12 protein-coding genes are annotated in these 12,757 nt (G+C 68.3%); 11 read left to right on the forward strand and 1 reads right to left on the reverse strand.

Annotated elements, in window-relative coordinates:
- The first annotated feature begins 9 nt into the window (after positions 1-9).
- The 11 genes from dop (at position 10) to P5P27_RS09465 (ending at position 11,738) form a co-directional block, all read left to right on the forward strand.
- Positions 10-1,515 carry a depupylase/deamidase Dop gene (gene dop / locus P5P27_RS09415; protein WP_278127335.1) on the forward strand — a complete coding sequence of 502 codons (1,506 nt, stop codon included), beginning with the start codon at positions 10-12 and terminating at the stop codon, positions 1,513-1,515.
- A gap of 117 nt (positions 1,516-1,632) precedes the next feature.
- On the forward strand, positions 1,633-1,824 hold the full coding sequence (locus P5P27_RS09420; RefSeq protein WP_006894932.1) for a ubiquitin-like protein Pup: 192 nt from the start codon (positions 1,633-1,635) through the stop codon (positions 1,822-1,824).
- Positions 1,821-2,687 carry a proteasome subunit beta gene (gene prcB, locus P5P27_RS09425; RefSeq protein ID WP_278127336.1) on the forward strand — a complete coding sequence of 289 codons (867 nt, stop codon included), beginning with the start codon at positions 1,821-1,823 and terminating at the stop codon, positions 2,685-2,687. The genes P5P27_RS09420 and prcB overlap by 4 nt, the downstream gene beginning before the upstream one ends.
- On the forward strand, positions 2,684-3,400 hold the full coding sequence (prcA, locus tag P5P27_RS09430) for a proteasome subunit alpha (protein WP_278127337.1): 717 nt from the start codon (positions 2,684-2,686) through the stop codon (positions 3,398-3,400). Before prcB ends, prcA begins: the two co-directional genes overlap by 4 nt.
- 5 nt (positions 3,401-3,405) lie before the next feature.
- A complete protein-coding gene (gene pafA, locus P5P27_RS09435) occupies positions 3,406-4,764 on the forward strand; it encodes a Pup--protein ligase (protein ID WP_006894935.1) in 1,359 nt (452 codons plus the stop codon).
- Positions 4,765-4,780: 16 nt separating this feature from the next.
- On the forward strand, positions 4,781-5,764 hold the full coding sequence (locus P5P27_RS09440; protein WP_278127338.1) for a helix-turn-helix transcriptional regulator: 984 nt from the start codon (positions 4,781-4,783) through the stop codon (positions 5,762-5,764).
- Positions 5,761-6,723, forward strand: coding sequence for a helix-turn-helix transcriptional regulator (locus P5P27_RS09445; RefSeq protein ID WP_006894937.1), 963 nt, complete (start codon positions 5,761-5,763; stop codon positions 6,721-6,723). Before P5P27_RS09440 ends, P5P27_RS09445 begins: the two co-directional genes overlap by 4 nt.
- Positions 6,724-6,819: 96 nt before the next feature.
- The gene (tatA, locus tag P5P27_RS09450) at positions 6,820-7,077 is read left to right on the forward strand and encodes a Sec-independent protein translocase subunit TatA (RefSeq protein ID WP_006894938.1); all 258 of its coding nucleotides are present in this window, start codon (positions 6,820-6,822) and stop codon (positions 7,075-7,077) included.
- A gap of 15 nt (positions 7,078-7,092) precedes the next feature.
- The gene (gene tatC, locus P5P27_RS09455) at positions 7,093-8,100 is read left to right on the forward strand and encodes a twin-arginine translocase subunit TatC (protein ID WP_006894939.1); all 1,008 of its coding nucleotides are present in this window, start codon (positions 7,093-7,095) and stop codon (positions 8,098-8,100) included.
- Between the two features lie 3 nt (positions 8,101-8,103).
- Complete coding sequence (locus P5P27_RS09460) at positions 8,104-10,845, forward strand: DEAD/DEAH box helicase (protein WP_278127339.1); 2,742 nt, start codon at positions 8,104-8,106, stop codon at positions 10,843-10,845.
- A gap of 65 nt (positions 10,846-10,910) precedes the next feature.
- A complete protein-coding gene (locus P5P27_RS09465; RefSeq protein ID WP_045537387.1) occupies positions 10,911-11,738 on the forward strand; it encodes a DUF4333 domain-containing protein in 828 nt (275 codons plus the stop codon).
- 43 nt (positions 11,739-11,781) lie between these two features.
- On the opposite strand, the gene P5P27_RS09470 is transcribed toward P5P27_RS09465, so the two are convergent.
- Positions 11,782-12,717, reverse strand: a complete 936-nt coding sequence (locus P5P27_RS09470; RefSeq protein WP_231650049.1) for a 5'-3' exonuclease — start codon at positions 12,715-12,717, stop codon at positions 11,782-11,784.
- Positions 12,718-12,757: the final 40 nt, after the last annotated feature.

Here is a 12,757-nt window from a genome sequence, read left to right on the forward strand (position 1 = left end):
CTGGGTTCCATGCAGCGCATCATCGGAACCGAAGTCGAGTACGGCATCTCCGCGCCCGGCGATCCGTCCGCGAACCCGATCATGACGTCAACCCAGGCCGTCCTGGCGTACGCCGCCGCGGCGAACGTGCCGCGCCGTGACCGCCGGACCCGCTGGGACTACGAGGTCGAGTCACCGATGCGCGATGCGCGCGGATTCGACCTCGGCCGGAGCGGCGGTCCGGCGCCCATCATCGACGCCGACGAGATCGGCGCCGCCAACATGATCCTCACCAACGGTGCCCGGCTGTACGTCGATCACGCGCATCCGGAGTATTCGGCACCCGAGGTGACCGACCCGCTCGACGCGGTGATCTGGGACAAGGCGGGGGAGCGGGTGATGGAGCAGGCGGCTCGGCATGTCGCGAGCGTTCCCGGCGCCCCTCGGCTGCAGTTGTACAAGAACAACATCGACGGCAAGGGCGCCTCGTACGGCACTCACGAGAACTACCTGATGCGCCGCGACACGCCGTTCGACTCGATCATCACCGGATTGATGCCCTTCTTCGCGTCGCGTCAGGTGATCTGCGGTTCGGGCCGGGTGGGCATCGGCCAGCGCGGCGAGGACTCCGGTTACCAGCTGTCGCAGCGTGCCGACTACATCGAGGTCGAGGTCGGTCTCGAGACCACACTGAAGCGGGGGATCATCAACACCCGCGACGAACCGCACGCCGATCCCGAGAAGTACCGCCGCCTGCACGTCATCATCGGTGACGCGAATCTCGCCGAGACGGCGACCTACCTCAAGGTGGGCACCACGGCACTCGTGCTGGACCTGATCGAGGCCGGGGTGGACCTGTCCGATCTCGCGCTGGCCTGGCCCGTCGAGGCGGTTCACGCGATCAGCCACGACCCGACGCTGCGCACGGCCGTGGCGCTCGAGAACGGCCGTGAGATGACCGGGCTGGCCCTGCAACGCGAGTACCTCGACCGAGCGCAGAAGTTCCACGACGCCCACCACTCCGACGACGAGCGCGCCGCGCACGTGCTGGCCACGTGGGCCGATGTCCTCGACAAGCTCGAACGCGATCCCATGGAGTGCGCCGATCTGCTGGACTGGCCGGCCAAACTGCGGCTGCTGGAGGGGTTCCGCAACCGCGAGGGACTCACCTGGTCGGCATCGCGTCTGCAGCTCATCGACCTGCAGTACTCGGACGTCCGTCTCGACAAGGGTCTCTACAACCGTCTGGTGGCACGCGGGTCCATGAAACGAATGACCACCGAGGACGAGGTGATGCGCGCGGTCGAGACGCCGCCGGAGAGCACACGGGCCTTCTTCCGCGGCGAAGCCGTCCGCCGGTTCGGCGCCGACGTCGCCGCCGCCAGCTGGGACTCGGTGATCTTCGACCTCGGCCGCGACTCGCTGGTCCGGATTCCCATGCTCGAACCGCTTCGCGGCACCGCTGCTCACGTCGGTGAGCTGCTCGACGCCGCCGACTCGGCCGCCGATCTGGTCGACCGCCTGACCGCGTCGTGAGCGGCCGGAACCCCACCGGCGCAAGACGATCGCCGACCGGACCGACGCGTCGGCGACGCTGGGACCGCGCCCACCGGTAGGGTTGAAGTCACAACATTCTCTTCTCAGGAGGCGAACATGGCGCAGGAGCAGACCAAACGAGGCGGCGGCAGCGACGATGACGACGCGATCGGTGGTGGTGCGGCCGGCCAGGAGCGGAGAGAGAAGCTCACCGGCGAGACCGACGATCTACTCGACGAGATCGACGACGTGCTGGAGGAGAATGCGGAGGACTTCGTCCGCGCCTACGTCCAGAAGGGCGGGCAGTGATCTCGGTACCGGGCGAGGCTGGAGCCGGCGGGATCTCGTCGTTCACCGAGTACCTGCGCGTTCATGCGCCTGATCGATTGCCGCACAACATGATCGACGGTGGCGGCCGGGCCGGCGTGGAGCAGATCCCGCACGGCACCACGATCGTCGCGGTCAGCTACCCCGGTGGCGTGGTGCTGGCCGGCGACCGCCGGTCGACGATGGGCAACCTCATCGCCACCCGTGATGTGCAGAAGGTGTACGTCACCGACGAATACTCCGCGGCGGGTATCGCGGGCACCGCGGGCATCGCGATCGAGATGGTCCGGCTGTTCGCCGTCGAATTGGAGCACTACGAGAAGATCGAAGGGGTGCCGCTGACCCTCGACGGCAAGGTGGCACGCCTGGCGACGATGGTCCGCAGCAACCTGGGCGCTGCGCTGCAGGGGCTCGCCGCGATCCCCCTGCTCGTCGGTTTCGACGCCGAAGCCGACGCGGGCGCACGGGGCCGGATCTTCTCGTTCGACGTCGCCGGCTCCCGTCACGAGGAGACCGGCGGCTACGACGCGATCGGCTCGGGATCGGTCTTCGCGAAATCGTCTCTGAAGAAGCTGTACCGTTCGGACCTGTCCGCCGACGAGGCGCTGGCGGTCGCGGTCGAGGCGCTCTACGATGCGGCCGACGACGACTCCGCGACCGGTGGCCCGGACCTTGTGCGGCGGATCTTCCCGACCGCCGCCCGGGTGAGCGCCGAGGGCGCCGACCTGGTGGCGGAAGCGGAGATCGAGAGTGCGGCCGAGGCGGTGGTCGCCCGCCGCAGGAGCGCGGCGGCGTCGGGTACGGCACCGTCCGAGCCGGCCGGCCAGACAGGGGAGCGCGCATGACTTTTCCGTACTATGCGAGCGCCGAGCAGATCATGCGAGACCGCTCGGAGCTGGCGCGCAAGGGCATCGCCCGGGGCCGCAGCGTGGTGGCGCTCACCTACGCCGACGGCGTCCTGTTCGTGGCGCACAATCCGTCGAACACGCTGCGCAAGGTCAGTGAGATCTACGACCGCATCGGTTTCGCGGCCGTCGGCAAGTACAACGAGTTCGAGGGCCTGCGGAAGGCCGGCATCCAGATGGCCGACCTGCGCGGCTACAGCTACGACCGCGCTGACGTGACCGGACTGTCGCTGGCCAGTGCTTACGCGAACACCCTCGGCGCGGTGTTCACCGAGCAGGCCAAGCCCTTCGAGGTGGAACTCTGCGTCGGCGAGGTGGCCCGGGCCGGACGCGCCACCCCGTCGCAGCTCTACCGGATCGGCTACGACGGATCGATCGTCGACGAGACCTCGTTCATCGTGATGGGCGGCAGCACCGAACCCATCAACGCGGCGATGAAAGACGCATACGAGCCGAACCTTCCGTTGCCGCGCGCCCTGCAGATCGCCGTGCGCGCACTGTCCACACCGGCCGAGTCGGCCAACGGCGACACCGCCGCCGCACCGACACTCACCGCCGCCGACGTCGAGGTGGCGATCCTGGATCGCAACCGACCGCGGCGCGCGTTCAAGCGGCTGCGCCGCACCGACATCGCCGGCTACCTCGAGGAGTGAGCGCCGTGGAACGACGGATCATGGGCATCGAGACCGAATTCGGTGTCACCTGCACGTTCAAGGGACAGCGTCGACTCAGCCCGGACGAGGTCGCGCGCTACCTGTTCCGGCGCGTCGTCGCGTGGGGCCGGTCGTCGAACGTCTTCCTCACCAACGGTGCGCGGCTGTACCTCGACGTCGGCTCTCACCCCGAGTACGCCACCGCCGAATGCGACTCGGTGGCGCAGCTGATCACGCACGACCGCGCGGGCGAGCGGATCCTGGAGGAACTGCTCGTCGACGCCGAGGAACGCTTGGTGGCCGAGGGCATCGGCGGCGACATCTACCTGTTCAAGAACAACACCGACTCCGCGGGCAACTCCTACGGATGCCACGAGAACTACCTGGTCAGCCGGGTGGGGGAGTTCGGCAGGGTCTCCGATGTGCTGCTGCCCTTCCTCGTGACGCGCCAGCTGATCTGCGGGGCGGGCAAGGTGCTCTCGGTGGGCCACGAGGCGCGCTACTGCCTGTCGCAGCGCGCCGACCACATCTGGGAGGGCGTCTCGTCCGCGACCACCCGGTCGCGGCCGATCATCAACACACGCGACGAGCCCCACGCCGACGCCGAGAAGTACCGTCGGCTGCACGTGATCGTCGGCGACTCCAACATGTCCGAGACCACCACCATGCTCAAGGTCGGTTCCGCACTGCTGGTGCTGGAGATGATCGAGTCGGGGATCTCGTTCCACGACTTCGCGCTCGACAACCCGATCCGCGCGATCCGGGACATCAGCCACGATCCGACCGGCCGGCGCGAGATCCGGCTCGCGGGCGGACGGACGGCGACGGCGCTGGCGATCCAGCGCGAGTACCACGCGCGGGCCGTCAAGCACCTGCAGACGCGCACGCCCGACCCGACGCTCGATCGCGTGGTGGACCTGTGGGGCCGTGTCCTCGATGCCGTGGAGCGCGACGACTTCAGCGGTGTCGACACCGAGATCGACTGGGTGATCAAGCGCAAGCTGATGCAGCGCTACCAGGACAAGTACTCGATGGAGCTGACCGATCCGAAGATCGCGCAACTCGACCTGGCCTACCACGACATCCGCCGGGGCCGCGGCGTCTTCGACCTGCTGTCCCGCAAGGGGCTCGCGGCACGGGTCACCACCGACGAGGCGATCGACGAGGCCACCTCGACGCCGCCGCAGACCACCCGGGCCAAGCTCCGCGGCGACTTCATCACCGCGGCCCAGAAGGCGGGACGAGACTTCACCGTCGACTGGGTGCATCTGAAGATCAACGATCAGGCGCAGCGGAACGTGCTCTGCAAGGACCCGTTCCGGAACGTCGATGAGCGCGTCGATCGGCTGATCGCGTCGATGTGACGCCTAAAGTGGACGCGTGACTGCGAAGAACGAGAGACTCGTCAACCTCGTCGTCTGCTTGATGTCGGCGCGGACGTACGTCCCCGCAACCTATGTGCGTGCGAACGTGCAGGGATACATGGAGTCGGACCGGAGCGACGACTCGTTCAAGCGGATGCTCGAGCGCGACAAGGCGCTGCTGCGCGAGATGGGCATTCCCGTCGAGACCGGCCGCAACCCGCAGGGCGAGGAGGGCTACCGGATCGATCCGGACCAGTACGCGCTGCCCGACATCACCCTCGATCGTGCCGAGGCGGCCGCCGTCGCCGCGGCCTCGGCGCTCTGGCGCGATCCCTCGGTGGCGGCCGTCTTCCAGACCGCGGTCCTCAAGCTCCGCGCGGCGGGGATCGAAGTGGTTCCCGACGACGAATCGGTGGTGACCCTCGGCGGCGCCACCAGATCACTGGGCGACGAACGCACGATCACCGATCTGCTCTCGGCGATCGACGCCGGCCGCCCGGTCACCTTCACTCACCGCTCGTCGAAAGGCCGCAAGACGCGGACCCTCGAACCGTGGGGGATCGCCGGCGGCGGCGGACGCTGGTACGTCACCGGACACGACCGCGACCGCGGGGCTGTGCGGACCTTCCGGATCTCCCGGATCTCCGATGTCGAAGCCTTCGGTGACCCGGGGTCGGTGGTGGTGCCGGCGACGGTCGACATCCAGGCGATCGTGAACGAGGCGGTCGACGTGGCGACAGCGGACGGCGGCGCCACCGCGGAGATCTGGGTCGCCGCCGGTCGGGCGCACGGCCTGCGGCGGATGGCGACGTCGACGGTCCCGCAGCGGTTCGGAGACGAGGACGGAGATCTGCTGACCGTGGAGATCCATTCGCGGTCGGGGCTGCGCAGGGTGATCCTGGCCGCCGGACCCGACGCGGTGGTGCTCGCACCGGACGATCTGCGCGCGGAGGTGGTCGCCGACCTGGACCGCCTGATCGCGGCGGAGGTGAGCGCATGAGCGACGCCAATCCGAGCCGGCTGTCGCGTCTGCTGGCGATGGTGCCGTACTTCCTGGCCCGTCCGGGAATCAAGGTGTCGACCGCGGCCGACGACCTCGGCGTCAGCGAGCACCAACTGCAGACCGATCTCGAGCAGCTGTACGTGTGCGGTCTCCCGGGCTACGGTCCCGAACACCTCATCGACATCCAGTTCTGGGACGGATACGTCAGTGTGGTCTTCACCGCCGGAATGGACCGGCCGCTGCGGCTGACCGGCCCCGAGGCCAACGTGCTGCTGATGGCGCTCAACATGCTCTCTGAGACACGGGGAGCGGTCGACGCCGATGCCGTGCGCAGCGCGATCGCGAAGATCGAGGAGGCGATGGGTACCACGCGGCGCGCGGTGAGCGCCGACCTGCCCGCCGCTCCGGCACCGCCCGTCGACGGCGTCATCCGCCAGGCCCTGGAGGACGGCCAGTCGCTGAGGATCACGTACTACACGGCCAGTCGCGACGAGGTGACCGAGCGGACCGTCGACCCGATCCGCATCCGGGCGGTGGACGGCAACAGCTATCTGGAGGCCTGGTGCCGGTCGTCGGAGGGCGTGCGCCTGTTCCGATTCGACCGGATCGAGTCGGCGCACGGCACCGGCGAGGTCTCGCAGCCTCCGGTCGAGGCCCTCCACCGGACGGACCCGACCGATCTGGGCGCGCTCACCGGGGAACTGCCCACGGCGCACATCGAGATCGATCCCGAGGCGGTCTGGCTGCTCGAGTACTTCGCGGCGGAGCCCGACGACGAACTCTCCGAGGAGCCGACCGAGCCGATCACCGCGACCATCCGCTACGGCTCGCCGCAGTGGCTCGCGCGATTCGTGCTCGGATTCGGCGGGCGCGTGCGGGTTCGTAGCGACGTCGACGGCGTGACGTCGCTGATCGCGAGCACCGCGAAGGCTGCGCGGAGCCGGTACGGTTCCTGACCGCAGTACCGGCCGACGAATCTGGGCGCGCCGATGACGCCGCTGTTCGGTAGACTCGAACACGTCTGAGACTGTTTACTCTCGAAGGGTTGAATTATGGGTGCGATGTCGCCGTGGCACTGGGCGGTCGTTCTGCTCGTGCTCGTGCTGCTGTTCGGCTCGGCCAAGCTCCCCGGAGCGGCTCGCGGCCTCGGCCGGTCGCTGCGCATCTTCAAATCGGAGATCCAGGAGATGCAGAGCGACGGCAAGCCGTCCGCCGAGACCACTGAGACCGCGCGCGAACTCCCGACCGCACCTCAGCCGAGTCCGGATCCCGCCGACCAGGCGACGCGATCCGACAAGAAGACGGCCTAGCCGCGCACCACCGGAGTGCGCAAGCGATTCTCACTCGCCCGTCTCGACCCCCGGCAGCGACGGAGCCGAGTCAACCCCGACGGCTCGATGCCGCTGGCCGAGCACCTCTACGAGCTGAGGACCCGGCTCGTCATCTCGATGGTGGCGATCGCGGTCACCACCGTCATCGGTTTCGTCTGGTACAGCCACGGCGTGTGGCGGATCGAGTCACTGGGTGAGCTCCTCCGCGGTCCGTACTGCGACCTCCCGGCGTCCACCCGCGCCTCGCTGACCCCCGACGGCGAATGCCGGCTGCTGGCCACCGGGCCGTTCGACCAGTTCATGCTGCGCCTGCAGGTCGCCCTGACCGCGGGCGTGGTACTCGCATGCCCGATCTGGCTGCTGCAGATCTGGCGTTTCATCACACCGGGGCTGCACAAGAACGAGCGTCGATACGGCATCAGCTTCGTCGCAGCTGCGAGCGTCCTCTTCGTCGCCGGCGCAGTGCTGGCCTACCTGGTGGTGTCGAAGGCGTTCCACTTCCTGCTGACGGTGGGCAACGACGTTCAGGTCACTGCGCTCGCGGGCGACCAGTACTTCAGCTTCATGCTGCACCTGCTGATCCTCTTCGGCATCAGCTTCGAGCTTCCACTGCTGATCGTGGCGCTGAACCTGGTCGGAGTGCTCACCTACGAACGACTCAAGCGGTGGCGCCGCGGGCTCATCTTCGCGATGTTCGTCTTCGCCGCGGTCGTCACACCCGGCCAGGACCCGTTCACCATGTTGGCGCTGGCGGCGGCGCTCACCGTGCTCCTCGAGATGGCCATTCAGATCGCCCGTTTCCACGACCGCCGCAAGGCCCGCCGCGATCCCGACTGGATGAGCGTGCCCGACGATCAGGCCTCGCCGCTCGAACACGACGGCTCCGCCCCGGTGACCGACGACGTCGGCCGTCCGGCACCCATCGAGCCCGCAGGACCGATCGGCGCGTCGAGCGAGCGTCGATCCGTTCGGACTCCGGGCGCATTCGATGACATCCTGTAGGGGATGACCACCGACGACTTCTCCGGCCCCCGCCCGCAACTAGCGACGTTCACCGCTCGACTCGGCTTTCGGCTCGACCCCTTCCAAAGGGAGGCGTGCGCCGCTCTGGAGGCGGGGCAGGGCGTGCTCGTGTGCGCACCCACGGGCGCGGGCAAGACGATCGTCGGTGAGTTCGCCGTGCATCTCGCGCTGGCGCAGGGGACGAAGTGCTTCTACACCACTCCGATCAAAGCGCTGAGCAACCAGAAGTACCACGACCTCGTCGACGTGCACGGTGCGGCGAATGTGGGACTGCTGACCGGCGACAACTCGGTCAACTCGGGGGCACCGGTGGTCGTGATGACGACCGAGGTGCTCCGCAACATGCTGTACGCGGAGTCGTCGTCGTTGCAGGGCCTCTCGCACGTGGTGATGGACGAGGTGCATTTCCTCGCCGACCGTTTCCGGGGCGCCGTGTGGGAGGAGGTGATCCTGGGGCTCGATCCGTCGGTGCGCGTGGCGAGCCTGTCGGCGACGGTGAGCAACGCGGAGGAGTTCGGCGACTGGATCACCACGGTCCGGGGCGACACCGCGGTGATCGTCGACGAGCACCGGCCGGTACCGCTGCACCAGCACATGCTGGTCGGAAACAGGATGTTCGAGCTCTTCGACCGCAAGCATCCGAAGCAGGTGAACCCCGAGCTCAACCGCTTCATCAAGCACCGCCTGCTGTCCGACGACGCTGTCGGCGGTTACCGCGAACGTCTGGCGCGCGAACGCCGGCGCGGCGGGACCGGAGTCTCGCGGCCCAGACTGATCCGGCTCCTCGAGGAGAACGGGCTGCTGCCCGCGATCACCTTCATCTTCTCCCGCAAGGGCTGCGACGGCGCGCTCGCGCAGTGTCTGCGCTCGGACCTCAACCTGCTCGAGCCGCACCAGGTCTCCGCCGTCGACGCGATCGTCGACCGCCATCTCTCGGCGCTGGCCCCCGGTGATGCTGACGTTCTCGGGGTCGACGAGTGGCGCGACGGCCTGCGCCGCGGCTTCGCCGCCCATCACGCAGGACTCCTGCCGACCTTTCGGCAGGCCGTCGAAGAGCTGTTCGTCGAGGGACTCGTGCAGGTGGTGTTCGCGACCGAGACCTTGGCGCTGGGCATCAACATGCCCGCGCGCAGCGTGGTCCTCGAACGCCTGGTGAAGTACAACGGCGAAGCGCACGTCGACTTGACGCCGGGGGAGTTCACCCAGCTCACCGGCCGCGCCGGACGACGCGGAATCGACGTCGAAGGACATGCGGTGGTCGTCTGGACTCCCGAAGTGGCCCCTGACCGGGTGGCCGGCCTGGCGGGAGCACGGACCTTTCCCCTGCGCAGCTCGTTCGCCCCCGAATACAACATGGCGATGAATCTGATCGATCGGCTCGGGGTGGACGGATCGCGCGATCTGCTCCGACGGTCGTTCGCGCAGTTCCAGACCGACAGATCGGTGGTGGGTCAGGCGCGGCAACTCGACCGCGCCCGCATGACGCTCCGCAAGGTGGACGCCGAGCTCGAGCACTCGGCCGAACGGAAGGGGCTGGCCCCCGAGTCGTTCCTCGAGTACGTCTCGCTTCGCGAGGACATCCGCAGGCACGAACGCGCGGCCAAGTTCGTCCGTCGGATGGAGGCGTCCGAGGCGGTGTCCGAGGATCTGCTGTCGTTGAAGCCCGGCAACGTGATCGGCCTGAACAACGGCAGGCACCGCGGACTGGCACTGGTGCTCGAGCGCGCGGCCATGGATGTGGACCCGAAACCACTGGTGCTGAGCGAGGACGGCTGGACCGGCAGGGTCGGTGTGCGCGACTTCGTCAATCCGCCCGAGGTGCTGGGACACCTGCGGATACCGAAGTCGGCGAATCGGCGCAGCGCACAGGGCCGACGCGAACTGGTCAAGCTGATCCGCTCCAGCGGAATCGCGCGGCCACGGGGACGCAACAAGAAGAAGCGGGAGCTGTCGGAGCACGATCTGCGGCTCACCGAACTGCGCAACCGGCTCCGCAAGCACCCGGTCCACAAGCTCAACGGCATCGACGATCTGCACCGGCTGTCCGAACGTCGTCACCGGCTGCTTCGCGACATCGACAGTCTCGAACGAGCGGTGGACGAACGGACCGCGGCACTCGAGACCGAGTTCGACGCGATCACCGGTGTGCTGACCGAACTGTCGTATCTCGAGACCGATGACTCCGGGGAGCTGGTCGTGACGCCGACCGGCGCGGTTCTGCGACGGATCTACTCCGAGAGCGACCTGCTCGTCGCCGAGTGCATTCGTGCGGGGATCTGGGACCGGCTCTCACCGCAGGATCTGGCCGCCGTGGTGTCGTCGATGGTGTACGAGTCGCGGCGCGACTCCTACAGCGGCGGTGTCGACTCGATGCCCGGCGACCGGGCGCTGCGGGAGGCCCTCCTCGCGACGGTCGACGTGTGGCAGGCGACCAACGACGTGCAGGAGCGACACGGAGTCGTTCAGACGCGTGAACCCGACACCGGATTCTGTGTCGCCATCGGTGCCTGGGCCTCGGGCCGGTCGCTGCGGGAAGCCTTGCTGGCGGCGTCGGAACGGGGACAGTTGCTCTCACCTGGCGACTTCGTTCGGTGGAACCGCCAGGTCATCGATCTGCTGGAGCAGATCCGAGGCAGCGTGGATCCGGACACCGGTCTCGCGGTGGCTGCGGCACGGGCGGTCAAGGGTGTCAAACGCGGGGTCGTCGCCTCCGAATTGGATTGAGTCGCTGCGGTAACGTGACACCAGCCACGGCCGCAGGTGGCATCTGCTGAGGAGGAAGGCGCGACATGACGAACGGAAACGAGCCCACCGCTCCGGGTCAGCCGGGGGACGAGGAGACCACGGTGGTGCGACGTCCGGACGCGGCGGGACAGCAGCAGAGCCCGTGGCAGCGAGATCAGCAGTCATTCGCGGGCCCCACCGAGCAGATCGGTCAGCCGCAGCCGGGTCAGCCGCAGCCGGGGCACGGGCAGCCGGGGCAGGAACAGGCGGGGCAGACGCAGACCGGCTGGCAGCCGGGCCAGTACGGCGCTCCGTCCGGTGCTCCGCAGGGGGGTCCGGCGTACGGCCAGCAGCCGTACGCGCAGCAGGGGTATCAGCAGGGATATCAGCAGCAGTACGGGCAACCCCAGTTCGGTCAGTCCCAGTTCGATCAGTCCCAGTATGGTCAGCAGCAGCCGTATGCGCAGGCCCCGTTCGGTCAGCAGCAGCCGCCGGCTCCGCCGCTCGGCGGCGATCCCACTCTCAACCCGTACGCTCCCGCGCAGCCCGCGCCGAAGAAGGCGACCGGGAAGCTGATCGGCGTCATCGTCGGCGTGCTGGTCCTCATCGCGGCCGTGGTGGCGCTCACTGCGTTCGTCTGGCCGGGATGGGTCACGAAGACGTTCAATCAGTCCGCGGTGCAGGACGGCGTCATGAAGGTGCTGACTGCGAAGAACCAGGACGACGGATACGGTCTGTCGGACGTGAAGGACGTCCAGTGCCCGAGTGGTCAGGAAGTGAAGGCGGGAACCGTGTTCACCTGCTCGGTGAAGGTGAAGGGCGAGAACAAGCACGTCACCGTCACGGTCAAGGACGACAAGGGCACCTACGAGGTCTCGCGTCCGACCAACTGACGCGCGGGACCGACCGCCCGCCGGCCGTGCTGCGGGCTCCCGATCACCATTCGAGCGCCTTCGCCAGCCGCGTGATCGAAGCGTCGATCCCGAGCTCGGCGACGAGGGCGTCGAGTCCGTTCCGGTTCGCGGGCGCCGCGGGTAGCGCATCGGTCTCGGTGCTGTCGACGGTGTCGGCGTCGGTCCGTACGGCGACCACTGTGCGGGCCGCAGCCAGGTAGTCCCTCGAATCGCGGATCGAGTTCCGAGCCCGTGTCGGTACGGCGGTCCGGTCGTCGTAGGCCGCTGCCTCCAGCGCGTCGAGGCTGCCGAACTGGGTGAGCAGTTTCGCGGCGGTCTTCTCGCCGATCCCGGGAACGCCGGGAAGCCCGTCCGACGGGTCGCCCCGGAGGATCGACATCTCGGCGTAGGCGACGCCCGCGCGCTCTGGCGGAACTCCGTACTTGGCGGCGACCTCCTCCGGGCCCATCAGTTCGGCCTTGGCCAGTCCTCTGCCCACGTACAGCACGCGGACCGGGACCGGATCGTCGGCGACCACCTGCAGCAGGTCGCGGTCGCCGCTGACGACCAGCACCTCGTCGTCGGCCTCGTGGAAGGCGAGCGTGCCGATGACATCGTCGGCTTCGCAGCCGGCAGCGCCCGAAGTCGCGATGCCCGCACACCGCAGCACGTCGAGGATCATGTCGACCTGCGGGGTGAGGGTCTCCGGAACCTCTTCGGCGCCGTCGCCGCCGTCGGAGACCCGGTGCGCCTTGTACGACGGGATCAGATCGGTTCGGAACGATGGTCGCCATTCGAGGTCGAGGCACACCACCAGCCGTGTGGGGCGATGTGCGGTGACCAGCGCCGCGATCGTGTCGACGAACCCCCGGACCGCGTTGACCGGGCGTCCGTCGGGTGCGGTCATCTTCTCCGGCAGCGCGTAGAACGAACGAAACCACAGGCTCGCTCCGTCGAGGAGCATCAATGATCCGGTCATGGTCATCACCTTGTCACACCGCCGGTGAAATACCCTGAAC

It is taken from the genome of Gordonia sihwensis (genome assembly GCF_029632925.1).
Taxonomy (GTDB): Bacteria; Actinomycetota; Actinomycetes; order Mycobacteriales; family Mycobacteriaceae; genus Gordonia; species Gordonia sihwensis.